This window comes from Bryocella sp. (assembly GCF_058498515.1).
Genome location: NZ_JBMHYI010000049.1, coordinates 49,603 through 71,954 on the forward strand (window position 1 = coordinate 49,603; position 22,352 = coordinate 71,954).

Here is a 22,352-nt window from a genome sequence, read left to right on the forward strand (position 1 = left end):
TTCTCATTTCCGATCCCGCAGCGTCACCACCGCTCCATCCTCACTACCGATTGAACTCCGTCGTATACGCGCTCTTCACATCCATAGTCTTCTTGATCACATGCAGCGCCAGCAACTGGTCATACATCTGCTGCCATCGCGCCGGGTCGAACTGCCCCACCGCCTCGCCCTTCGCCGCATCGCCCGTCACGAAGTTACCTTCCTTCAGCTTCCGCCAGCTGAACTGCTCCCAGTCCGCATTCAGCGCGGGGTTCAGCTTCAGCAGCAGGGCATTGGTCTCCTTCGGATCGTTCATGTAGTCCTTCCACCCGTGGATCGACGCCCGCGTAAACTTCGCCACAATGTCCGGATGATCCGCCGCATACTGCCGCGATGTGAAGAACACGCGATACGGATCGAACCCCGCCTCGCTGTTCAGCAGCATCCGCGTATGCGCCCCCTCACGCTCCGCAAAGTACGGCTCCGACGTAACAAACCCCTGCTGAATGTAATTCGGATCATGCAGGAACGTAGCGACGCTGTAAGTCGCCGGTATCTCGTGTACATGCTCCAGGTGGAATTTCTTCACGATGAACTCCCACCACGTCGACCCCGGCCTGACCGCAATCGTCCGCCCATCAAGATCCGTCCACGTATGCACCGGTGACTCCGCGTGGACCATGATGCCCTGCGGATCATGCTGCATCGTCGCGCCCACCGCGATCAGCGGCTCATTCGCATTCGCAATCGCCTCAATCACATGGTCCGACGAGTTCATCCCAAACTGCGAGATCCCCCGCGCCACCATCGCCTCGCCGCTCGCATACGGGCTGCTCGGAATAATCTCGACGTCCAGCCCCTCAGCCTTGTAGTAGCCCTTGTTCAGCGCCGTGTAGAACCCGCCATGCTCCGGCTGCGGATACCAGTCCGCCTGCAGCTTCACCACCACCAGGCCATCATGCCGCTCACGCTGGCAGCCGCAGACCAGCATCAAGACAAACACAATCGCACAAGAGAGAAGCACGGTCACCTTCGCCGTCAGCGTCATGGTTGCAGCGTAGCATTGCTCTCGGCCAACGCCATCTCTCCCAGCTTCGCAGTCAGCGCCAGCAGCTTGGCATCCTCGCCAATGCGCCCCACAACCTGCAGGCCGCCAACCGCTCCCGGCATCGTCACCACCGGCATACCCGCCATGCTCATCGGCACCGTGTAGCGCAGGATCTGCCCCCGCACGGCGCTCAGGTCTTCCCCCGCGCGCAGCGCCGAGACCGGGCTCGCCGGCAGCACCACATAGTCGAAGCGCTCCATCAGCTCGCGCATCTCCTGCCGGAAGACATTCAGCCTCACCCGCAACGACGCCATCTCGTCATCCGTGATCGAAGCTCCCCACGTCAGCCGTTCCGCAATCGGAGCTTCGAACTGGCTGAAGTTCCCGTGATGATGCACCGCCGCCTCATGCGCCTGGATCGGCGCGAAGATCTCCATCGCCGGCTCCCAGAACGACGCATCGAACTCCTCCACCACCGCGCCCAGCTGCGCCAGTTTGCCTACCGTGATCCGCTGCAGCCGGAAGATCGGCGGCTCCGTATCGCGCAGGAAGTGCGCATGCGGATACCCAATCCGCAGCCCCTCAATCTTCGGCGCATCCGCCATCCCATACCCGAACAGCGCATCCCCGAGCACCGGGCCATCGCGCAGGTCGCGATACAGCCAGCCGATGGTGTCGAACGTCTCCGCCAGGTGCGCTCCGCCCTTCCAAAGGTCCTCGCTGAACTTCGCCGACGACCGATAGCCTGAAATCCCGCACAACGCCGCCGGAACCCGGATCGATCCACCCGTATCCGTCCCAATCGCCGCCAGCGCCGAGCCCTCCTGCACACTCGCCGCCGATCCACTCGACGATCCCCCCGTCAGCAGCGCAGCATCTCGCGGCTGCAGGCAATCCCCGTAGTCGCGGTTCTCTCCCGTAATGCCATAAGCCAGCATGTGCAGGTGCGTCTTGCCCGTAATCACTGCGCCCGCGGCCCGCAGCCGCCGAGCCACCTCGGAGTCCTTCGCCGCAATCCCGTGGAGCTGCTCATAGAACTTCGATCCGCACGACGTCGTAAACCCCGCGAGATCGAAGCAGTCCTTCAGCGACACCGGCACGCCCCACAACGGCTGCCTCGCAATCCTGTCCGGATCCAGCCTCTCCGCCTCAATCTGGGACCACACCTCGTTCCGTGCCAGGTACACATTCTGTCCCGCATTGCTGTCCGCCAGGGCCAGACAATCGCGCAGCGCACCGAAGGGCGTTACCCGTCGTTCAAGAAGGGCCGCCTGCAACGCGGTGATGGGACTGGGTTTCAAGACCATGGGGGTGATTCTATCGGCATGCTGTGACATCCCGTCCAGCGTTCGATGCGGCGCCCCTGACTCTCGTGCTACGTTCGCATATGGCACCCCAAAAAACCGCCATTCGGTCCCGCCGGCTCAGCCCCGAGGCCCAGGCCGCGTTCGACTCCGAGCGCATGCGTGGCCTCGTCACGTTCGCCTCCCGCACCCTCGACACCCCCGCGCCCGTCGCCTTCGCCGCCGAAATCGTCAACACCAAAACCGGCGAGCGCCTCGTCCGCGCCCTCAACAACGTCGCCAAATCCAAGGACCCCAGCCTCCACGCCGAGCTCCGCGCCGTCGGTCTCGGCTGCCGCAAGCTGGGCGCCTTCTCGCTCGCCGGCTACACCCTCTACACCACCTGCGAGCCCTGCCCCATGTGCATGGCCAACGCCATGTGGGCCCAGCTCGATCGCGTCGTCTACGGCCTCACCATCACCGAGGCCGCAAAGTTCGTCCGCCAGATCCACATCCCCGCCTCCGAAGTAGAACAACGCGCCGACTGGCGCTGCAGAGTCGATGGCCCCTGCGAAGACCAGCTTTGCCTTACACTCTTCTCACACCCCAACATGCTGAAGGCCTTTCGCAGCTGGCGTACCCGCAAAGCCTGACCCAGAACCAGCCCGACGACCCGACCCTCGACCGCACCCGCATTCCACGTAGCTGAATCGCTTGGAGCTCTCGATGTCCGACCTCGCCGCACACCTGTCTCCTTTACTCGGCGACCCCGCACGCATCCTCACGCAGCCCCAGGTCGTCGAGCGCCTCTCCCGCGACTTCTACTGGTACTCGCCCATCCTGCGCCCACAGCTCGATGGCAAGCACGCCGACATCGTCGTCCAACCCATCAGCAACGCTGAGATCATCGCAGTCCTGCGCTGGTGCTTCGCGCAGGATGTCCCCGTCACCCTCCGCGGCGCTGGCACCGGCAACTACGGCCAGGCCGTGCCGCTCCAAGGCGGGGTCGTGCTCGACCTCCAGCTCATGCAGGCCATCGAGTCCATCGATAGCGACGGCATCGCAGTCTGCGAACCCGGCGTCAAGCTCGGCGTACTCGAGACCGAAGCCCGCAAACAAGGCTGGGAGCTCCGCTGCTATCCCTCCACCATCGCCAAAGCCTCGCTCGGCGGCTTCCTCGGTGGAGGCTCAGGAGGCATCGGCTCCATCGCCCACGGAGGATTGCGCGACTTCAACACCGTCCGTGCGCTCGAAGTCATCACCATGGAAGCCGAGCCCCGCGTCCTCCTGCACGAAGGCGAAGCCGTGCACGACATCCTCCACGCCTGGGGCACCAACGGCGTCATCACGAAAATCTGGTTCCAGCTCACTCCATGCGTCGAGTGGGCCCAGGTCGCCATCACCTTCCCCACCTTCGCGCAGGCCTTCGACTTCTCGGAGACCCTCGCCCTCGATCCCTCCTGGATCAAGCGCCTCATCACCGTCTTCGAGTGGCCCATCCCATCCTTCTTCTCGCCCATCAAGACCCTCATCCGCGAAGGCCAGGCCCAGATCTTCGTCCTCATCGCCGAAGCCCAGCGCGAGCTCTTCGTCCAGGCCGCACGCGAAGCCGGCGGCGAGATCACCTTCGCCGAGCCTTACCTCGGTCTCCGCTCCACGCCGCTCCTTTCCGACTACACCTGGAACCACACCACCCTCTGGGCCATGAAGTCCGACCCCGCCTACACCTACCTCCAGTGCGGCTTCGACCGCGAGCGCTCCCGCGAGCAGTTCGCCACACTCAAGGCAAAGTTCGGCGACGACTTCCTCCTCCACATCGAGTGGATGAAAAACGGAACCGGCAACATCTTCCCCGTCGCCATCCCAGTCGTCCGTTTCACCGACGAAGCCCGTCTCAACGACATGATCGAAACCTGCCGCGCCAACGGGGTCTTCGTCGCCAATCCGCATGTCAATCACGTCGAAGGCGGAGGCCGCTATCGCGAAGACAACGTCCAGCTCCAGGCCAAGTACCGCTACGACCCCCACGGCCTCATGAACCCCGGAAAGATGGTCACCTTCGTCCGCCGCGATGCGGTCATAGAGAATTTGTCATCCTGAACGCAGTGAAGGACCTGCTGTTAGCGATTTACAAGGTAGCGATGGCACCGCCCGAATCGACAAACTGAATGCCGCCTCGCAAGGAACCTCGCATGAACACCGTTAGCACCTGGATCCCCGACGCCCGCAACTTCGCTTACCTCAACTGGAAGCAGGTCGACGCCCTCCCGCGCGAATCCACCGTGCTCGTGCTCGGCACCGCCGCCATCGAACAGCACGGCCCGCATCTTCCGCTCGCTACGGACACCCTCATCAACAACGTCATGCTCGGCCGCGCGCTCGAGCAACTCCCCGCCGAGATGAGCGTCTTCGCTCTGCCACCCATCTGCTACGGCAAGAGCAACGAGCACATCGGCTTCCCCGGAACGCTCTCCGTCTCGGCCTCCACCTTCATGGCCGTGCTCCACGACCTCGGCGCGAGCATCGCCGCCGCCGGCTTCCGCAAGCTCGTCCTCTTCAACACCCACGGCGGCAACAGCTCCCTCGTCGACGTGATGGCCCGCGATCTCCGCGCCGAATTCAACCTGCGCACCTTCACCATCTTCGGCTCAGCAGGAGCCAAGTTCGAAGGCCTCAACCCGCAGGAAGCCAAGTACGGCTTCCACGCCGGCGAGCTCGAGACCGCATGGCTATTGGCCGCCACGCCGGACCTCGTCGATACCTCCGCCTACACCGCCCGCTACATCGCGAAGCTCGAGGATGACGAGCTCCTGCAGCCCGAACGCGGCGCGGCCAACTTCGCCTGGCTCACCCGCGACATCTCCGACACCGGCGTCCTCGGCGACCCCACACCCTCCACGCCCGAGAACGGAGAGCTCTGGCTCGCCTCCGCCGCCACACAAGTAGCCAAGGCTCTCACCGCCATCTACCACTACGAAGGCAAGGGCGAATGAGCGCCGTGCGAGTCGACTGCGGTAGCGGCGTGACCCTCGAACGCTCCGTCGCGTTCCAGCTCTCCGACGGCACAACCCTCGTCTCCGATCACTACTACCCAAGCCAGAAACAGCACGGCCCCGGCCCGCACCCCACGCTCCTCATGCGCCAGCCCTACGGCCGCGACATCGCCTCCACCGTCGTCTACGCGCACCCCATTTGGTTCGCCCGCCACGGCTACAACGTCGTCATCCAGGACGTCCGCGGCCGCGGCGGCAGCGAAGGCCACTTCTATCCCTTCCGCCACGAGGGCCGCGACGGCGCAGAGACCATCGCCTGGCTGCGCACGCGCCCCGAGTGCAATGGCCGCATCGGCATGTACGGCTTCAGCTACCAGGGAGCAACGCAGCTGCTGGCAGCCGCCGAGCAGCCCGAAGGCCTCCAGTGCATCGCCCCTGCGATGACGGCCTGCGATCTCTATCACGGCTGGTTTTACCACCACGGAGCCCTGCGCCTCGCATCATCGCTGGGCTGGGGCCTGCAGATGCTCAAGGAAGACGCCCGCCGCCTCAACCTCACCGAAGCCAGCGCCAAGCTCGAAGCCGCCTGGGCCAACGTCCGTGCCCAGGCCTCGCATCTCCCCTACGCGGATCATCCAGCGATTACCGACCCCGCGCTGCCCTCCTACGTCCGCGACTGGTTCGCGCACGACGCCCCCGGCGAGTTCTGGTCCACGATGGATGTAAGCACTCGAGCCGAGAAGATCAATATCCCCGCCTTCCACATCTCCGGCTGGTGCGACACCTACCTCGAAGGCGCTATCGCCGGCTTCGAACTCCTCCGCGATCAAGCCGCCACGCAGCACGCCCGCGACAACCAGTACCTACTAGCCGGTCCCTGGGCCCACATCCCCTGGGGAGATCGCGTCGGCGAAGCCAGTCTCGGGGCCGCCGCGCTCGTCGACACCGACGATCTCCTCCTCCGCTGGTTCGATCACTGGCTCAAGGACGCCAACACCTTCGCTGCAGAACCCCGCGTCAAGCACTTCGCCATGGGTGCAAACAAGTGGATGGACGCCGACGACATCACAAGTTCCAACGCCCTCACTCTTCATCTAGCGAGCGGAGGCCGCGCCGAATCCCGCAAAGGCGACGGCATCCTCGCCGACGATCCCTCCGGCCCTCCCGACGTCTTCGTCTACGACCCGGAGGTCCCCGTCTTCGCTCCCGGCGGTCCGCAATCCATGAGCGGCGTCTTCGACCAGTCCGCGATGGAGCAATCGAACAACCTCCTCGTCTACACCGCCGATCCCCTCGACGCTTCACTGCACGTCTTTGGTCGCCCCAGCGTCTCGCTCTATGTCCAGACCTCATCCCCCCACGCCGACGTCGTCGCCAAGCTCGTCTGCGTCAAGCCCTCAGGCCGCGCCGAATTCGTCTGCATCGGCATAGCGCGCTCGACGTTTCTGTTCGGTGACGCAAGCCTCGCCGACGTCCCACAGCGCTGGACCTTCACCCTCGAACCCACCTCCTTCGTCTTCGCGGAAGGAGACCGCATCCGCCTCGAGATCGCCGGCTGCGCCTTCCCGCTCTACGACCGCAATCCCTCCAACAGCACCAAGCCATCCGAGATGACCGTCTTCAACTCGCAGCGCTGCACCCACATCCTCATCCACGATCCCGAACATCCGTCCTCACTGCGCCTGCCCATCCTCTCTGCCGAAGCCGCCATTGAACTCCCAAGCAAATGGGAGGTCGCCGCATGAGTGTCCCCGAACTCCTCCTCACCAACGTCACGAAGCGCTTCGGTTCCGACAACAAACCTGACGCCGCACCCGTCCTCGATTCCATCTCGCTCACCATCGACCGCGGCGAGTTCGTCACCCTCCTCGGCCCCTCCGGCTGTGGCAAATCCACGCTGCTCAAGCTCGTCGCCGGCCTCTCGCCCCTCACCTCGGGAGAGATCGCCGTCAATGGCATGACCCCCATCAACGCGCGCCCCATGGTCTCCTTCGTCTTTCAGGACGCCACGCTGCTCCCCTGGCGCACCGTGGAGAAAAACGTCGCCCTCGCGCTCGAACTCGAAGGCCGTCCCCGCGACGAGACCGCGCAAACCACGCAGTCACTTCTCCAGCTCGTGGACCTGTCGCACGTCGCGCAGCACTATCCCCGCCAGCTCTCCGGAGGCATGAAGATGCGCGTATCGATCGCCCGTGCACTCGCCACACGCCCCCGCGTCCTGCTCATGGACGAGCCCTTCGCCGCGCTCGACGAGATCACTCGCGACCGCATGAACGAAGAGCTCCTCCGCCTCCGCGCCGAGCAGGACTGGACCGTCCTCTTCGTCACCCACTCCGTCGCCGAAGCCATCTTCCTCTCCTCGCGCGTCATCATCCTCGCGCCCAACCCCGGCCGCATCGCGCACGAGCTTGCCGTCGATCTCCCCTACCCACGCACCGCAGCCACACGCGAATCCGAAGCCTTCGACGCTCTCGTCAACCGCGCCTCGCGCCTGCTCCGGGAGACCCATCGCGCATGAATTCGATGACTCCGACGCAACGCCAACGGCTCCTCTTCTCCTTCAGCTCGGTGCTCGTACTCCTCGCGATGCTGCTCGCATGGCGCCTCACCATCCTCGCCTTCAGCGTCCCGGCCTACATGCTGCCCACGCCATGGATGGTCGCGAAGGCCTTCGCGCAACATCTCGATGGCATCTTCAGCGCGCTCCTCATCACCACCGAAGAAGCCGTCCTCGGCATCGTCTCCAGCGTCATCATCGGCGTGCTCATCGCACTCATCTTCGCGCGCTCCATCTGGATCCGCCGCCTGCTCTTTCCCTACACCGTGCTCCTGCAGACCGTCCCCATCATGGCCGTCACGCCGCTCATCATCATGTGGGTCGGCCCTGGCCAGGCCGCGGTCACGCTCGTCGCCTTCATCTTCTGCGTCGCGTCCATCATCGCCAACACCACGCAAGGCCTCATCAGCGTCAACGACGATCTCGTCGCGCTCTTCCTCATGCACAACGCCTCGCCCGCGCAGGTGCTCGCGAAGCTCCGCCTCCCACACTCGCTGCCATACCTCTTCGTCGGTGTCCGCATCTCCTCGGGGCTCGCCGTCATCGGAGCCATCACGGGCGAACTCTTCGCCGGCTCCTCACGCGTAGGCCAGGGAGGCCTCGGCTACTCCATCCTTTACGCGATGAACCAGATGCAGACCGACCTGCTCTTCGCCCTCGTCATCGCCTCCACCATCCTTGGCTTCATCTTCTTCTTCACCGCAACCTTCCTGGAGTGGCTCATGCTCCACAAGTGGCACGAGTCCGCGGCTCAGAGCCGACTCGAAGCCTGACAACGTAGAACGTACAACGGACAACGAAGTCCTGTGCAAAGGATCCAAGGCACAATCGATGCTTCGCCTCGCTACAGACAACGGCTGGTACCTCATCACCCATCCCGACCACGCTCACCTCGCTGGCGAATTCGCGCGCGCCTGGGGCAACGCTCGCTTCCTCAAGCCTGAGCCCCGCGAGCACGTGCTCAACGCGATCTGGTCCCACGACGACGGCTGGGCCGCACGCGATGCCACCACCCCCATCACGCGCGAAGGCAAGCCCTCAGCCTTCTCCGCCGAGCTGGTAGGGAAGTACTCCGCCTTCGAAGAGATCGACCTCGAAGCCTATCTCAACGTCCGCCGCAGCGCCGTGCAGCTCATGGCCACTCGCGACCCCTACGCCGCGATCCTCATCTCCATGCACACCCGCAACCTGTTAGGCGAGCACGCCGACCGTTCCACCATCAAACCCGAACTGCTGCCAGTGCTCGATGCCTTCCTCGACGAGCAGCTCGAGCTGCAACAGCGGCTCCGCGATCAGCTCCTCGGCTCCTATAAGGTCGCCCCCGAGTACCTCACCGACCACGCGCTCCTCGAAAACTTCCGCCTGCTCCAGGCCTGCGACAACCTCTCGCTCCTCAGCTGCGTTGACTTCGCCGGCGATGCGACCTTGCTGCATCCACTCAAGACCACCGACGGCACCAGCGAAATCAAGGTCCAGCACATCGGCGAACGCACCTTCCGCCTCAGCCCGTACCCGTTCATTGATCCGACGATGACATTCCGCCTGCCCGCCCGCTTCGTGCCCGGAACTACCTATGCCAGCGCCGAAGAGCTCCGCACCCTCTACGAAGCCGCGCCAGTGGAAGCTCTTATCGTCACTGTCACAACCTGACAAGGCTTGGCCAGCATTTCTTCGCTATCCACTATTCACTAGCTCTTCAGCATCGACACATGCGCCTGCACGATCCTCCAGCCCTCATCCAGCCGCACCCACACCTGGCTCTGCCGTCCGCGCACCACGCCACCCGGCGTGTCCCGCTCGAACTCCAGCGTGATCGACCCAAAGTCCCTGCCAAACGTCCGGATCTCTAGCCTCACCTGCCGTCGCGCCAGCCCCACCGCCGGCCGGCTCTGCCGAAACGCCTCGATCTCCGCCTCGCCATAAAGGTTCTCGCCCGCACCCAGCCGGATCGCATACGGCGAAGCCCAGAACATTGCAGTCAGAGTCGGGACGTCGTTCGTAACCAACGCCTCTTCATAGCGCGGATACAACGCCGCGAGCTCCGCGGCGATTTCCGGATCATTCACCACCATGCGCACCCCACGAAGAACTGGCATCTGGAATCTGGCAGCTCGTAACTCAAAGCCCCAAACTCGATCAAGCTTCTCTCTGTCTACGAAGTAGCAAACAACTTCCGCTCCGGCAGCACGCTCTTCGCCATCACCGCGGCAACAGTAATCATCGGCTCATTCACCACCTGGCTTAGCTGGAGCTTCATCGCCACGCTGCACAGCAGGTAGGCATGCACCGGCGTAAATCTCCACTCCGCCACCAGCAGATCCACCATCCGGCTCGTCGCGCCACGCGCCGCCGTCAACGCATCCGTGTGGCTCTCGACAACAACCCAAGCCGGCCCAGGATCGCCAGCCGCAGGAGCCTCCAGCATCGGGCCGGTGAGAGGATGGGCCAGCGCCTTGTCCCTATGCAGCGTGAACCGCAGCGTCACATCCGCAGGGCACTCAATCCCGTTGATGCACACCTCGCCATCACCCTGCGCCGCATGCGCATCGCCGCAGCTGAACAGTGCACCTGGCTGCTGCACCGGCAGATATAACGTCGCCCCCGAGCTCAGCTCGCGCACATCCATGTTCCCGCCAAACACTCCTGGAGCCCGCGTGCGAAACTCGCCCTTCTCCGCCGGAGCGACGCCCATGATCCCGCAGAACGGCCGCAGCGGCACAACCGCCGGAGCCAGCGACCGCGACACATCGCCCTCAAGCTTCCAGTGAAAAAGGAACCCCTCACTGAAGCGCTCCTTCAGAAATCCCATGCCCGGGATGACGCTCGTCCACCCATAACCCTTGTGCGCAACATCCAACACGTCGACCTGCAGCACATCACCGGGCATCGCTTTATCGATCGCCACAGGCCCCGTCAGGCAATGAATCCGCATCTTGTCGATGCCCGCAAAATCCGCCGCCTTCATGCCATCGCGCACCTGCAGGCCGCTCGCATCCTGGCATTCAAAGTGCACCGTATCGCCGCTCGCAATCGTCAGCCGCGGCGCAAGCTCCGCGTTCCAGCGCGAGTGCGTCGGTGCCGCCGATAGCTCATGCGTCGCCATCTAGATCTCCACCAACATCTGCAGCTCCACCAGCGCATTGCGCGGCAGCCCGCTCACGCCAATCGCCGCGCGCACGTGCTTCGGTGTGCCCGCAAACACCTTCTCGAACAAATCCGACGCTCCATTGATCACCGCCGGCGACTCGGCAAAGCCCGCGATCGAGTTCACGTAGCCATTCACGCTCACGATGCTCTTCACCCGGTCGAGCGACCCAAGGTGCGCCTCAAGATTCGCCAGCTGCAGCAAAGCGCAGCTCTGCGCCGCCGCATAGCCTTCGTCCACCGTGCGGCCATCACCAACGCAACCGGTAATGATGCCTTCATGCGTCTGCGAGATCACGCCGGCGAGGAACACAAGGTTCCCAACCGTGCGTGCGGAAGTGTAATTGCCGCCCGGCTTTGGAGCCGCGGGAAGCGCGAGCCCAAGCCCTGCCAGTACCTCTGTGGGTGTCATGATGACGCTAGCGTAGCACGCATCTTTCGTCGTCAATCCTTGACGATTGCGCCCCTTGCTCTAGCATGGCCCTATGAGACAACGCGGGTGGGGTCCTGCAGTGCTTCTCGCATGGATGGTGTCAGCCGCGTTGTGCCTGACACGCGCACAGGATCTGCCCCGTCGCCCCGCGCATCCTTCGGCATTGCTGGGTGCTCTCCACCGCACGCGTCAACACCCAGACGACCTCGAGATCGGTGGCGACCTCGCAACAGTGCCCGCCGGCCTGACGCGCTTCATCGCCTACGCCGACCTCTTGAAGCTTCCGCAAGTCACCGCCACCGTCCGCAATGACTCGAACTTCCTCGGCCCCACCCGCATCTCGGGAGTGTTGCTCGAGGCACTCCCGGCGCTGCTCGGTGCAAAGCCCGATGCCCATCTCGTCACGGCCATCTGCGACGACAGCTACACCGCGCACTACCCGCTCGCCTATCTGCAGGCGCATCACCCCATCCTCGTGCTGAAGATCAACGGGCTCGACCACGCGCACTGGCCGATCGGCGCCGATCGTGTCCCGATGGGCCCGTACATGATCTCCCACGCCGACTTCCGCCCCACCTATCAGGTCCTCGCCCATAAGGAAGAGCCACAGGTTCCCTGGGGTGTCGTGCGGCTCGACCTCCGCCGCGAAGCCGACGTCTACCGCCCCATCCTTCCCATCGGACCTACGCAAAACAACGTCAGCGTCCAGCAGGGCTATCTCATCGCCCGAGAGAATTGTTTCCGTTGCCACGACCGTCACGGCGAAGGCGGCGCCAAGGCCAACCGCTCCTGGAGCGTCGTCGCACGCCGCGCCCTCGTCGATCCCCAGTGGTTCGCCGACTACGTCCGCAATCCCAAAAGCATCAACCCCGCCTCGCAGATGGCGCCTTCACCGCAGTATGACAACGCCACCCTCGCAGCGCTGCGGTCCTACTTCCTCCCCTTCGCGTACAACGAGTGACCCAGTCACAGGAGCTTTCCCATGGCCGAGATGACCGAGACGATCCAGGTGGCGCGCACGGCGAAGGCCGCCCTCATGGCCGCGATGGCCCTCTTCTTCACCCTCGTGGTCTTCAATAACATCACCGATTTCAACTCGAACTATGACTTCGTGCGCCACGTGCTGCTCATGGACTCAACCTTCCCCGGCAACCACGGCATGTGGCGAGCAATGCATCCGGTCGCGCTCCACCTCGCGTTCTACGTCGGCATCATCGCCTATGAAGCCTTCAACATGACCCTCTGCTGGGTTGCCGCCATCAATCTCTTCCGCGAGCGCAACCATTCGCAAGCCGCCTTCGTGCGCGCCAAGCGCCTCGCCATCGCCGCCCTTACTGCCGGCATGCTGCTCTGGCTCATCGCCTTCCTCGAGATCGGCGCCGAGTGGTTCCTCATGTGGCAGTCGCGAACCTGGAACGGCCAGGAAGCCGCCTTCCGCATGTTCACCATCGAAGCCGTCCTGCTCGTGATCATGCTTTTGCCGGAGTCAGCAGAGTAAGTCAGATCCACTTTGCCTCCATCCCCCCATTCACCCGAACAGCGCCGCCTGCGCCGGCTCCGGATACGCGATAGCGGCCTTCTGCGGCTCGCGCTTGTCCGGAGCGCCCAGCACCGAAGGATCATCCACCGGCAGCCGCGGCGTAAAGTACCGCTTGCCCTCCGCGGTCTTCGCATCCTTCAGGCCTACCGGGTCCCGCGTGAGGATCGCATCGGTCGCCCGCTCGTGAAGTCCATGCGTTGCGCACAGCCGCCGCACCAGTAACGCCATGCGCTGCCGATAGTCCGCCTCCACAAAGTCTCTCTTCGCATAGCGCCGCTCGTACTCGGGCAGCAGGGCAGGGAAGTGGTCGCGAACGAAACTCAAATACGTAGGACGCGAACACGACTTCAAGAACAGCGGGTGGGCTCCCAGGAAGCTTGCACCCGCTGCGGCGGCAGCGCTGGCCACGTTCTCCAGCGACCGCAAACTGTCATTGATCCCCGGCAGCAGCGGCGAGCACAGCACCCCGGTAACGATGCCCGCCTCCCGCAGCGTCTTCACGGCTGCCAGCCGCAGGTCCGGCCGTGGCGCGCGCGGCTCCATCTTTCGCGCCAGCGCGGCATCGGTGGTCGTCACGGTGATGTGTACGACTAGCGCATTCCGCTCCGCAATCCGGGCCAGCAGATCCACGTCGCGCACAATCAGGTTCGACTTGGTCACGATGCCCAGCCTCCGTCCCTGCTGCCGCGCCATCACTTCCAGAATCGACCGCGTGATCCCCACCCTCCGCTCGATCGGCTGGTAGGGGTCCGTCGCCGTGCCCAGCGCCAGTTCCTCATCCGGCGAAACGGACTTCAGCTCCTGCTCCAGAAGCCACGCCGCGTTCTCCTTCAGGTAGATCTCGCGCTCGAACGCCAGCGCCCAGTCCTGCTGCGGAGCGTCATAAGTACCCGGCTCGACCGGCGTGATCGGCTCCGGCCGCAGAAACTCATGGGTATAGCGGGCATAGCAATACTTGCAGCCGAACTCGCACCCGCGGTACGGGTTGATGGTCCAAGCCTTCCACCCCATCCGTTTCGAAACCGAATGGTTGAGGAGCGACTTCGAGCGCATCGCTCGGAATTCGATCAGATGCCCGTCATCGGCATGGGCGGCCTCGGCGGCAAGACGTGCCAGCCCAGCCGGACGGTTGTCGAGGATAGGAAATAGCGTGGCTGCCGGAGCCGCAGGAGAGGTCGGCATCTCCACTGCGGCTGCGGATTCGATCTCGTGGTCGTTCAGGATTCCGATCTCGTGATTCGCCATTTCTTCGCCCTCGGTGAAGACGAATCTAGGCCCTTCGCGTGTGGGAGTCAAGGCCGGCCTCTACGTTTTTTCTTCGCCTGTGCCGTATGCCCGCGAGGCCCCTACAGCTTGTGGATTCGCACCGTGCTGCTCTCCACGCGGGCCACCCCTGACCCAGCTCCTCCCGCCGGAGCCTCCGGGTCGAGACGTGCCTGCCGGTAGAAGATGTCCCGGCAGAAATAGCACTCCCACGGGTACCACCCAAAACGCGTCATCAATCTGTCGAACCACCCCTTGCGCGGAAACCGCCGCGCCTGATCTCGTCCACAAGAGCATCGAAAATGAATCATGGGGAGTAAAACGTCACTCCGGCCAGAAAGATTCATCGGTGCGCGTCATAAATCCACCATGAGATCCCATCAAAATCTAGCAGGAGGATCTTTTCTTCCCGTCACACCCCGACGCTCGCTGGTCGCTTGGCCAACTCTCGCCCCATTGTGGTGCTGACACCGCAGGCTGCCGGGAGGCAGCGCTCTTCAAGACACCGCCTGTCGTACACTGCCCGCATGGAAATGCTTGTCCGTGAGCTTCCGACTCCGTTTCGCCTCCGGCTCCTCCAGCCAATGAGCGATGAGGAGCTGCTGCGCTTCTGCGCTGCCAACGACGAGCTTCGTATTGAGCGCGACTCCAATGGAGAGCTGATCGTGATGTCGCCCACAGGAAGTGGAACAGGAAGCACCAACTCAGAGCTCAATCTTCAGTTGGCTCTATGGGCGCGCGAGACGAACTCGGGCGCTGTCTTCGACTCAAGCGCTGGCTTCACGCTTCCGGACGGTTCCATGCGCAGCCCCGACTCCGCGTGGATCTCCTGGCCGCGTTGGAATGCCCTCACCGAAAACGAGCGACAGTCCTTCGCGCCCATCTGCCCCGAATTCGTCATCGAACTCCGCTCTCGAACCGACAGCCTCCCAGAACTCCAGGCCAAGATGCAGATGTGGATCGCCAACGGCGCCGAGCTCGCCTGGCTCATCGACCCCTCCCGCAAGACCGTCGAAATCTACCGCCGCGGCCGTCCTGCCGAGGAGCAGGAAGGCCACTCCGCCGTCTACGGCGAAGGCCCGGTGGGCGGGTTCGTGCTGGAGCTGGGAAGGATCTGGGGCTAGGTCCCCGTCCGAGAGATTAGACTTCGAGCTATGAATCTCGCGCTGGAACAACTCGAACCGCCGCTTCGGATCGTTCCCGCAGAGCCCATGTCCGTGGACGCCTTCTGGCGGTTTGCCGCAGACAATCGCGAGCTTCGTTGCGAACTGGAGCCGAACGGAGATCTCATCGTCATGACGCCAACCGGCGGCGGAACCGGGTTTCTCACCTCCTATATCAACCGCGTGCTGGGCAACTGGGCAGAGGAAGATGGCCGCGGATTCGTAATTGATTCCAATACCGGCTGCCAGTTGCCGGATGGCTCGGTGCGCATGCCGGATGCCGCCTGGATTCTTGCCTCACGCTGGACGCCGCCGTCGATCGAAGACGATGCCCCTGTCCCTTGCCCGGATTTCGTGATCGAGCTGCGCTCCAAGACCGACTGCCTCGCTCCCCTGCAGAAGAAGATGCAGGAATGGATCGCCAACGGAGCGCAGCTGGGCTGGCTCATCGATCCCCGCCGCAAGACAGTCGAAATCCACCGCCGCGGTCGTCCCGCCGAGGAGCAGGAAGGCCACTCCGCCGCCTACGGCGAAGGTCCGGTGGGCGGGTTCGTGCTGGAACTGGGAAGAATCTGGCGCTGAGATTCCGCTTGTCAGCGACTACAACCCGATTGTGACCAGATCGTGGTTTTGATTTAACGATTGTGTGTAATGACTGAAGAGCTTCGCTCGCTCCTGAGCTGAAGGCAAGCTTTGCGCCGTCCAATTCGGCAATTCATCGAAAGTCCGTCCGTCCAAGTGACGTCCGGTCTCTTTTTTCCTCGTACCGCCCCACTGCTTGAAAAAGAACGGGACATTGCTTGCCTGGCATTGGGCCTGGATTGATCTCACCCATGCTGCGTCGATCGGACGCGCGTTCGGCCCGCTTTCGCCTCCAACAATGACCCAGGCGATGCCGTCGAGATTTAGCTCCCCGACGTCCTCTAACAACGGTTCGATTGACAAAAAGCGAACAGCTGCTGGTGAAGCGCGGAGGATATCAATACGTGGGATGCCGTGGCGTTTGTTCTCAACGCTGACGCCCCACCAAATGTTTCTGCACAACGACGCGCTTCGGAGCCTTTTATGGAGCAGTCGCCGCATCCGGTCGGGCCTTTTTGTGAGCACCTGGAAGGTGTGCCAATGCGCGGCCTCCATGACTTGCGCCACTTCCGAGATGAAGTCGTCCGGAACACTCTCATGAAACAAATCGCTCATCGAGTTCACAAAGATGCGGCGTGATTCCTTCCAACGCAATGGGTCCAGCAGCTTTTCTCGAACAAGTCGGAGATCGAAACCGTTCTCGAAAGGGTGGCCGGTGACCCCCCGGAATCGCTCAGCTAACCGCGCTGCGTAACAATTCTTGCAACCCGCGCTGATCTTCGTGCAGCCCCGAACCGGGTTCCACGTGGCGTCCGTCCATTCAATTGTGGTGGATTGCGACACGAATCCTCCTTACCGGTTGAACAAATTACGCTGAGGCTGAGAGTAGTTCTTAGTCTCTTGCCAATACTTCTTCGCGACATCGCTCTTCGTGAACAGGGACAGGTGGTAGAGCGTCACATTATTGTCCGTCTTGATGGGCTTCATCTCATGTGATGCGGTTGGCTGATATCCAAGGGTCTGCATTCGTCGTGCGAACTCTTCTCGGATGAAATCCCCAAGATTGGGCTCCTTCGCCTGGGTTTCTTTGAAGCGGTCCCAATTCGTTCGCCACTCGGTTGAACCCATCAGAACATCAATCTTGGTGCTCTCCGCCTTCAGATAGTTATGAGGATTGCGCCCCACATCTGTTCGCGTTGCCAATAGACAGATGAAGTCGACCTTTCTGGCTGTAGCCAATTGCTCGATCATCCTGAAATCGATTGCGATGTCATATGGATCAACAAAGCACAATACGAGCGACCCGGTGGGGATAGCTTCAATTACCTCAGTGATCTTGTCGCGGCAATCCCCATGGATGTAGGTGACGGCAGCGGTAGGGTGAGCACGTGTCACCCTAGATTTCAGAGCTTCGATCTTCTCTGCGTCGCTCTCCACGAAAACGTACTTGTCGAAAAGCACATCGAGTGCCAATGCGATTAGCGGCGACCCAAGCAGGATCTCGTCGCTCCCCTTCATTCGACTGTGGCCAGCACCAGAGTAGAGGTCTACGAAGGTTAGGCCTTTCCATTTCCCCTTCATTCCCTTTGTGAAGAGGTGGGCATAAAGTTGCAGAATTCTATACTTCTCGGGTGACCACGAGCCGACGTCTTCATTGACAGCAAGCCCGTCCTCTATGCCATAAAGAGTTCGATTCTCCACGTTTCACTCTCCACCCCGTGAGCTTATAGAATAGTGTTGGCGAATAAAAGGCAAAGCCGTGAAGTCGAGGGTGCCGTTTCCGATGCTTGCAAAACTCCAAACTTTCCGCCATACTCAAAGGGTTGTCTGCGCATTTTGCGCCGGCACAGTCGAAACCACGCCCATGCAGACCAGCGCATGACCTTCCGGCGGAGCCCAGAAACGGGAGCCGATCCGGAAAACAAGGGGTGGGAGACGAGGTTGAGAGATGGCTCGTAAGGTTTCCAAGAATATTGCGAAGGCCCGTGCGCTCGTGGAAGCACGCCCCTACACTCTGGGCGATGCGATTCCCCTGCTGCAGCAGGCCAAGTTTGCCAAGTTTGATGAGACGGTCGATCTGACCCTCCGGCTTGGCGTTGACACCCGCCACGCCGACCAGATGGTCCGTGGCACCGTCGTTCTTCCCCACGGCCTCGGCGGCAAGTCCAAGGTGGTCGCGGTCATCACCTCCGGCGACAAGCTGAAGGAAGCGGAAGCGGCCGGCGCTGAGTTCGTCGGCGGCGAGGACCTGGTCGAGAAGATCCAGAAGGAATCCTGGACCGACTTCGACGCCCTCATCGCAACCCCCGACATGATGCGTTCGGTCGGCCGTCTCGGTAAGGTGCTCGGCCCCCGCGGCCTCATGCCGAACCCCAAGACCGGCACCGTCACCACCGACGTCGCTGGCGCCATCCGCGAGATCAAGGCCGGTAAGGTCGAGTTCCGCGCCGACAAGACTGCCCTCGTCCACGTTCCCGTCGGCAAGCTCAGCTTCTCCCCGGAGAAGATCGCCGACAACGCAATGACGGTCATCAACGCGGTCGTCAAGGCCAAGCCTTCCGCCGCCAAGGGCAAGTACGTCAAGCGCATCATCCTCAGCTCCACGATGGGCCCGGGCGTTGAGCTCGAGGCTGCCGTCGCCGAGCAGGCGAGCAAGGCGTAGGAAGGCAAGCTGCTAGCTGCTAGCTTTTAGCTTCTAGCCAGTGCGTCGCAAGGTTTTTCGGTTTGCGCTCCGATGGAGATTCGATCTCTCAGAGCGCCAAAATTGAGCTAAGAGCTAGAAGCTAGCAGCTAAGAGCTAGTCGTGGCTAAGAGCTAGAAGCTAGAGGCTGTCTTTATGGCAATCAGCAGGGCAAAGAAGCAAGAGAAGGTCAAGCAGCTCGCAGCCGAGCTGTCCACATCCACGTCGGCCATCATCGGCACATTCAAGGGTCTCACTGCGGCGAAGGACTTCGAGCTCCGCAAGCGGATCCGCGAGGCTGGCGGCCAGTATCACGTCGTCAAGAACAAGCTGGCGGCCAAGGCCTCCGAAGGCTCCAAGGTTGAGAAGGCCCTCCAGGGTCTCAAGGGCGTCTCCGCCGTGGCGTACACCGCGGGCGACCCGGTCGCTCTGGCCAAGTCCCTGGCGGACTGGGTCAAGGAGAACTCGGAGTTCACCTTCAAGCTGGGCATCGTCGACGGTAAGGTCATCACCGCCGCCGAGGTCGATCAGCTCGCGAAGATGCCGGGCAAGGAAGAGCTCTTCTCGAAGCTCCTCTTCCTCATCAACGCTCCCGCGACCCGTCTCGCGACGGTCATCAACGCCACCGGCCGCAACCTGGCTGTGGTCGTCAACCAGGCCGTCGAGCAGAGCAAGCTCCCCGCAGCCTAGCCAAGTTTCGCCGTTCGAGATCCAGGGGGCGCATGTCTGGCGCACCGGAACCCCGGGAAATCGAGCGGCAGCCTGAGAGCAAAAGAACGCACCCAGGGGTAGTCATCAGCAGTACGAACGAATTCAGCAATATACGGAGAACATCATGGCGGATTTGCAGCAGTTGGAAGATCAGATCGTTTCGCTCAGCCTGCTTGAGGCAGCTGAGCTGGTGAAGAAGCTCGAAGAGCGCCTCGGCGTCTCGGCTGCGGCCGCGACCGTTGCGGCCGCTCCGGCCGGCGGCGGCGCTGCTGCGGCTGCGGTCGAAGAGCAGACCGAGTTCACCGTCATCCTCAAGGATGCCGGCGCGAACAAGATCAACACCATCAAGGCTGTGCGCGAAGTCACCGGCCTTGGCTTGAAGGAAGCCAAGGACCTGGTTGAGGCCGCTCCCAAGCCCCTCAAGGAGAACGTCTCGAAGGACGACGCGGCTGCGGTCGCGAAGAAGTTCGACGGCGTCGCCACTGTCGAGATCAAGTAACTCACTGCTCTGCAGTGGGTTACGGGTAGGCGACCGGCTTTAGCCGGCGCGAGCCCGTGATCTTCGTGGTGCTCCCACGATACCGGCTTGCACGCCGGGGCAATCTGCGCTATCCTCTTCAATGGGGAGAAAGCTGCAGTTGCCTCGGCGTGCAGCGCTGTCTATCTGGAATCCCCGGCAGCGATACGCAGTACCAATTTCAAGATTTAGGGTCTAAGAAACTTAGGCAGTACCCAGCGACGCGGTCGCTGAACTTCTCTTGTATCTCCCGGCTCATCCTGGCACTGCGAAGCAGGTTACGGAGCCGGCCATCCTGCGGTTCGAGCGGCGGGTCCGCAGGGTGAAACGTGCGACAAGCGGCAAACTTGAGGCCCCTCGGCAAGGTCTCAAAGGGCGGCGACTATCCAGCGTTTCCTAACGGAACTTCATCCATCAACTTGTTTCGCGCTCTTCGGGCACACGTTCCCGCAGGGCGCTTTCGGCGTCTCTGCGTACCCGCACGCTGAGGCTCCTCAAACCGCCGGCTAGACCTCGCCGCGCGGCGCACGTACTTCCGCCGCCAACGAAGTTGTACCAGCTTCCGCGCTGTGTAGAAAGCGGAAGCCACACCCAAGTTTGTACCCCGCAGAATGCTTCGCTGGGGAGCAGCACCCTGCGCCATGGGCGCGGCCGTCTTCGAGGAGCGGCCGAGCTGAAAGCGGCGCAATCAGTCCAATGAGAGGGGCCTGGCCGGCCTCTTCTCCCTTCCATCGATTTCTTCGATGCAACCGCCGATCCGGGCGGTGCCTCGATCACCGGAAGGCCTCGAGCCACGTATCAGGAGAGAGCATGTCACGGCACAATACTCATGATCCAAAGAACGTCCTCCGCTCGGTTCGCCAGCGTCTCGACTTCTCCAAGATCCCGACCAGCATCAAGATCCCGAACCTGATCGAAGTCCAGCGACGCAGCTACGAGCGTTTCCTGCAGATGGACAAGCTGCCTCAGGAGCGCGAGGACAATGGGCTGCAGTCGGTATTCACCTCCGTCTTCCCTATCACCGACTTCCGCAACGTCTCCGAGCTCGAGTTCGTCGATTACACCATCGGCAACTGGGAGTGCAAGTGCGGCTACCTGAAGGGTCTCAATCACCTCCGTACCGCCTGCACCAACTGCGGGCACATGGTGATTACCGACCCGTTCCATCCGGGCGACGTGCTCTGCAAGTTCTGCGGAACCTACAACAAGAACACCCCCGACTTCTGCACCAAGTGCGGTGACCCCGTCGGTCTGCAGCTGAAGTATGACCAGGCTGAGTGCGAAGAGCGCGGCATGACCTACTCCGCTCCGCTCAAGGTCACCATCCGCCTCAAGATCTACGACAAGGATCCCGAGACCGGCGTCAAGACCCTGCGCGACATGAAGGAGCAGGAAGTCTTCTTCGGCGATATCCCGCTGATGAGCGCCAACGGCACCTTCATCGTCAACGGCACCGAGCGCGTCATCGTCTCGCAGCTGCACCGTTCGCCCGGCGTCTTCTTCGAGACGGCGAACAACCGCACCTACTTCCTCGGCAAGATCATTCCGTACCGCGGTAGCTGGGTGGAGTTCGAGTACGACCAGAAGAGCATTCTCTACGTCCGCATCGATCGCAAGCGCAAGTTCCTGGGCACCATCTTCCTGCGCGCCCTCGGTCTACGCACCGACGAAGAAATCCTCAAGACCTTCTACACCGTCGACACCATCCAGGTGAAGGACGCCAAGCTGCACTGGAACGTCACCGCCGAGGGTGTGCACACCAACCTCGTCGGCACCCGTGCGACTGCGTCCATCACCAACGGCAAGGACGAGCTCGTCGCCAGCGGCAAGAAGATCGGCAACAACGCGATCAAGCACATCCGCGCGGCTGCCATCTCAACCGTCGAGGTCGAGACGTCCGAGTTCGACGGCGCGATGACCGCGTCCGAAGTGGTCGATATGGCCACCGGCGAGCTGCTCTACGAGGCCAACCAGGAGCTCACCGCCGACAAGCTGCACAAGATCCTTCAGTCCGGCGTCACCAGCTTCGAGGTCTTCTTCCCCGAGCGGGACGAGGTCGGCAACATCATCTCGAACACTCTCCGCCGCGACTCCGTGCGCAAGCCGGAAGAGGCGTTGATCGAGATCTACCGCAAGCTCCGTCCGGGCGACCCACCGACGCTCGACACCGCGACCGCGCTCTTCGAAGGCATGTTCTTCGATCCGCGCAAGTACGACTTCTCGCGCGTCGGCCGTCTCAAGTTCAACATCAAGCTGTACGAGAACGGCGAGGCCACCTCGCTCGATCACCGTACGCTCACGCCCGAGGACTTCTACGGCACCATCCGCTATCTCCTCAAGCTGCGTAAGAACATCGGCAGCGTCGACGATATCGATCACCTTGGCAACCGCCGCGTTCGCGCGGTCGGCGAGCTCATGGAGAACCAGTTCCGCATCGGCCTGGTTCGCATGGAGCGCGC

General features: G+C 62.5%; 22 protein-coding genes and 1 pseudogene. 15 read left to right on the forward strand and 8 right to left on the reverse strand.

Annotated elements, in window-relative coordinates:
* Window positions 1–43 precede the first annotated feature (43 nt).
* Together AC5E6W_RS16105 and AC5E6W_RS16110 are read right to left on the reverse strand one after the other, a co-directional pair.
* Window positions 44–1,027 (reverse strand): ABC transporter substrate-binding protein, encoded by a 984-nt coding sequence (locus AC5E6W_RS16105; RefSeq protein ID WP_491753348.1) that lies wholly within the window; start codon window positions 1,025–1,027, stop codon window positions 44–46.
* The gene (locus AC5E6W_RS16110; protein ID WP_491753349.1) at window positions 1,024–2,334 is read right to left on the reverse strand and encodes an amidase; all 1,311 of its coding nucleotides are present in this window, start codon (window positions 2,332–2,334) and stop codon (window positions 1,024–1,026) included. Before AC5E6W_RS16110 ends, AC5E6W_RS16105 begins: the two co-directional genes overlap by 4 nt.
* An 80-nt stretch (window positions 2,335–2,414) precedes the next feature.
* Here AC5E6W_RS16110 and AC5E6W_RS16115 point away from each other — a divergent pair, with 80 nt between their 5' ends.
* From AC5E6W_RS16115 to AC5E6W_RS16145, 7 genes are all read left to right on the forward strand, one after another.
* Entirely contained in the window at window positions 2,415–2,963 is a 549-nt protein-coding gene (locus tag AC5E6W_RS16115) for a nucleoside deaminase (protein WP_491753350.1), read from the forward strand.
* A 73-nt stretch (window positions 2,964–3,036) separates the two neighbouring features.
* A complete protein-coding gene (locus AC5E6W_RS16120) occupies window positions 3,037–4,410 on the forward strand; it encodes an FAD-binding oxidoreductase (RefSeq protein ID WP_491753351.1) in 1,374 nt (457 codons plus the stop codon).
* A gap of 92 nt (window positions 4,411–4,502) precedes the next feature.
* The gene (locus tag AC5E6W_RS16125) at window positions 4,503–5,303 is read left to right on the forward strand and encodes a creatininase family protein (protein WP_491753352.1); all 801 of its coding nucleotides are present in this window, start codon (window positions 4,503–4,505) and stop codon (window positions 5,301–5,303) included.
* Window positions 5,300–7,048 carry a CocE/NonD family hydrolase gene (locus AC5E6W_RS16130; protein WP_491753353.1) on the forward strand — a complete coding sequence of 583 codons (1,749 nt, stop codon included), beginning with the start codon at window positions 5,300–5,302 and terminating at the stop codon, window positions 7,046–7,048. Before AC5E6W_RS16125 ends, AC5E6W_RS16130 begins: the two co-directional genes overlap by 4 nt.
* A complete protein-coding gene (locus tag AC5E6W_RS16135) occupies window positions 7,045–7,821 on the forward strand; it encodes an ABC transporter ATP-binding protein (RefSeq protein ID WP_491753354.1) in 777 nt (258 codons plus the stop codon). The genes AC5E6W_RS16130 and AC5E6W_RS16135 overlap by 4 nt, the downstream gene beginning before the upstream one ends.
* Window positions 7,818–8,633, forward strand: coding sequence for an ABC transporter permease (locus tag AC5E6W_RS16140; protein ID WP_491753355.1), 816 nt, complete (start codon window positions 7,818–7,820; stop codon window positions 8,631–8,633). The genes AC5E6W_RS16135 and AC5E6W_RS16140 overlap by 4 nt, the downstream gene beginning before the upstream one ends.
* Window positions 8,634–8,691: 58 nt before the next feature.
* Window positions 8,692–9,510 carry a DUF3891 family protein gene (locus AC5E6W_RS16145; protein ID WP_491753356.1) on the forward strand — a complete coding sequence of 273 codons (819 nt, stop codon included), beginning with the start codon at window positions 8,692–8,694 and terminating at the stop codon, window positions 9,508–9,510.
* Window positions 9,511–9,548: 38 nt separating this feature from the next.
* Here the strand turns inward: AC5E6W_RS16145 and hpxZ are convergent, their stop codons facing one another.
* Genes hpxZ through AC5E6W_RS16160 form a run of 3 tightly spaced genes read right to left on the reverse strand, consistent with a single transcriptional unit; the run spans window position 9,549 to window position 11,416 of the window.
* Window positions 9,549–9,956 carry an oxalurate catabolism protein HpxZ gene (gene hpxZ, locus AC5E6W_RS16150; RefSeq protein WP_491753357.1) on the reverse strand — a complete coding sequence of 136 codons (408 nt, stop codon included), beginning with the start codon at window positions 9,954–9,956 and terminating at the stop codon, window positions 9,549–9,551.
* A gap of 56 nt (window positions 9,957–10,012) precedes the next feature.
* Window positions 10,013–10,963 (reverse strand): acetamidase/formamidase family protein, encoded by a 951-nt coding sequence (locus tag AC5E6W_RS16155; protein ID WP_491753358.1) that lies wholly within the window; start codon window positions 10,961–10,963, stop codon window positions 10,013–10,015.
* Window positions 10,964–11,416, reverse strand: coding sequence for a RidA family protein (locus AC5E6W_RS16160; RefSeq protein WP_491753359.1), 453 nt, complete (start codon window positions 11,414–11,416; stop codon window positions 10,964–10,966). It lies immediately after the preceding gene.
* A gap of 130 nt (window positions 11,417–11,546) precedes the next feature.
* Here AC5E6W_RS16160 and AC5E6W_RS16165 point away from each other — a divergent pair, with 130 nt between their 5' ends.
* Together AC5E6W_RS16165 and AC5E6W_RS16170 are read left to right on the forward strand one after the other, a co-directional pair.
* Window positions 11,547–12,398, forward strand: coding sequence for a hypothetical protein (locus AC5E6W_RS16165; protein WP_491753360.1), 852 nt, complete (start codon window positions 11,547–11,549; stop codon window positions 12,396–12,398).
* 21 nt (window positions 12,399–12,419) lie between these two features.
* The gene (locus AC5E6W_RS16170; protein ID WP_491753361.1) at window positions 12,420–12,935 is read left to right on the forward strand and encodes a DUF2165 family protein; all 516 of its coding nucleotides are present in this window, start codon (window positions 12,420–12,422) and stop codon (window positions 12,933–12,935) included.
* Between the two features lie 30 nt (window positions 12,936–12,965).
* Here the strand turns inward: AC5E6W_RS16170 and AC5E6W_RS16175 are convergent, their stop codons facing one another.
* A complete protein-coding gene (locus AC5E6W_RS16175; RefSeq protein WP_491753362.1) occupies window positions 12,966–14,222 on the reverse strand; it encodes an SPL family radical SAM protein in 1,257 nt (418 codons plus the stop codon).
* Between the two features lie 602 nt (window positions 14,223–14,824).
* On the opposite strand from AC5E6W_RS16175, the gene AC5E6W_RS16180 reads away from it, so the two are divergent.
* Both AC5E6W_RS16180 and AC5E6W_RS16185 read left to right on the forward strand, forming a co-directional pair.
* A complete protein-coding gene (locus tag AC5E6W_RS16180; RefSeq protein WP_491753363.1) occupies window positions 14,825–15,364 on the forward strand; it encodes a Uma2 family endonuclease in 540 nt (179 codons plus the stop codon).
* 30 nt (window positions 15,365–15,394) lie between these two features.
* On the forward strand, window positions 15,395–15,985 hold the full coding sequence (locus AC5E6W_RS16185) for a Uma2 family endonuclease (RefSeq protein ID WP_491753364.1): 591 nt from the start codon (window positions 15,395–15,397) through the stop codon (window positions 15,983–15,985).
* An 18-nt stretch (window positions 15,986–16,003) separates the two neighbouring features.
* On the opposite strand, the gene AC5E6W_RS16190 is transcribed toward AC5E6W_RS16185, so the two are convergent.
* Window positions 16,004–16,828: a DUF5131 family protein gene (locus AC5E6W_RS16190; protein WP_491753365.1), complete on the reverse strand. Its 825-nt coding sequence runs from the start codon at window positions 16,826–16,828 to the stop codon at window positions 16,004–16,006.
* Window positions 16,829–16,837: 9 nt separating this feature from the next.
* Window positions 16,838–17,686: a three-Cys-motif partner protein TcmP gene (tcmP, locus tag AC5E6W_RS16195; protein ID WP_491753366.1), complete on the reverse strand. Its 849-nt coding sequence runs from the start codon at window positions 17,684–17,686 to the stop codon at window positions 16,838–16,840.
* Window positions 17,687–17,933: 247 nt separating this feature from the next.
* Between tcmP and rplA the strand changes: the two genes are divergently transcribed.
* The 4 genes and pseudogenes from rplA to AC5E6W_RS16215 all read left to right on the forward strand — a co-directional run.
* Complete coding sequence (gene rplA, locus AC5E6W_RS16200; protein ID WP_491753367.1) at window positions 17,934–18,647, forward strand: 50S ribosomal protein L1; 714 nt, start codon at window positions 17,934–17,936, stop codon at window positions 18,645–18,647.
* Between the two features lie 174 nt (window positions 18,648–18,821).
* Window positions 18,822–19,355, forward strand: coding sequence for a 50S ribosomal protein L10 (rplJ, locus tag AC5E6W_RS16205; protein ID WP_491753368.1), 534 nt, complete (start codon window positions 18,822–18,824; stop codon window positions 19,353–19,355).
* A 145-nt stretch (window positions 19,356–19,500) separates the two neighbouring features.
* Window positions 19,501–19,875, forward strand: coding sequence for a 50S ribosomal protein L7/L12 (gene rplL, locus AC5E6W_RS16210; RefSeq protein WP_491753369.1), 375 nt, complete (start codon window positions 19,501–19,503; stop codon window positions 19,873–19,875).
* A gap of 828 nt (window positions 19,876–20,703) precedes the next feature.
* Window positions 20,704–22,352 (forward strand): annotated as a pseudogene (locus tag AC5E6W_RS16215) (DNA-directed RNA polymerase subunit beta); the annotation flags it as partial.

Coding starts and splice junctions, on each gene's coding strand:
- rplJ (WP_491753368.1), top strand. CDS start 18,822: ATGGCAATCAGCAGGGCAAAGAAGCAAGAGAAGGTCAAGCAGCTCGCA.
- AC5E6W_RS16180 (WP_491753363.1), top strand. CDS start 14,825: ATGAGCGATGAGGAGCTGCTGCGCTTCTGCGCTGCCAACGACGAGCTT.
- AC5E6W_RS16160 (WP_491753359.1), bottom strand. CDS start 11,416: ATGACACCCACAGAGGTACTGGCAGGGCTTGGGCTCGCGCTTCCCGCG.
- AC5E6W_RS16170 (WP_491753361.1), top strand. CDS start 12,420: ATGGCCGAGATGACCGAGACGATCCAGGTGGCGCGCACGGCGAAGGCC.
- AC5E6W_RS16140 (WP_491753355.1), top strand. CDS start 7,818: ATGAATTCGATGACTCCGACGCAACGCCAACGGCTCCTCTTCTCCTTC.
- AC5E6W_RS16110 (WP_491753349.1), bottom strand. CDS start 2,334: ATGGTCTTGAAACCCAGTCCCATCACCGCGTTGCAGGCGGCCCTTCTT.
- AC5E6W_RS16185 (WP_491753364.1), top strand. CDS start 15,395: ATGAATCTCGCGCTGGAACAACTCGAACCGCCGCTTCGGATCGTTCCC.
- hpxZ (WP_491753357.1), bottom strand. CDS start 9,956: ATGCCAGTTCTTCGTGGGGTGCGCATGGTGGTGAATGATCCGGAAATC.
- AC5E6W_RS16115 (WP_491753350.1), top strand. CDS start 2,415: ATGGCACCCCAAAAAACCGCCATTCGGTCCCGCCGGCTCAGCCCCGAG.
- AC5E6W_RS16145 (WP_491753356.1), top strand. CDS start 8,692: ATGCTTCGCCTCGCTACAGACAACGGCTGGTACCTCATCACCCATCCC.
- AC5E6W_RS16130 (WP_491753353.1), top strand. CDS start 5,300: ATGAGCGCCGTGCGAGTCGACTGCGGTAGCGGCGTGACCCTCGAACGC.
- AC5E6W_RS16125 (WP_491753352.1), top strand. CDS start 4,503: ATGAACACCGTTAGCACCTGGATCCCCGACGCCCGCAACTTCGCTTAC.
- AC5E6W_RS16105 (WP_491753348.1), bottom strand. CDS start 1,027: ATGACGCTGACGGCGAAGGTGACCGTGCTTCTCTCTTGTGCGATTGTG.
- AC5E6W_RS16135 (WP_491753354.1), top strand. CDS start 7,045: ATGAGTGTCCCCGAACTCCTCCTCACCAACGTCACGAAGCGCTTCGGT.
- AC5E6W_RS16155 (WP_491753358.1), bottom strand. CDS start 10,963: ATGGCGACGCATGAGCTATCGGCGGCACCGACGCACTCGCGCTGGAAC.
- rplL (WP_491753369.1), top strand. CDS start 19,501: ATGGCGGATTTGCAGCAGTTGGAAGATCAGATCGTTTCGCTCAGCCTG.
- AC5E6W_RS16175 (WP_491753362.1), bottom strand. CDS start 14,222: ATGGCGAATCACGAGATCGGAATCCTGAACGACCACGAGATCGAATCC.
- rplA (WP_491753367.1), top strand. CDS start 17,934: ATGGCTCGTAAGGTTTCCAAGAATATTGCGAAGGCCCGTGCGCTCGTG.
- AC5E6W_RS16120 (WP_491753351.1), top strand. CDS start 3,037: ATGTCCGACCTCGCCGCACACCTGTCTCCTTTACTCGGCGACCCCGCA.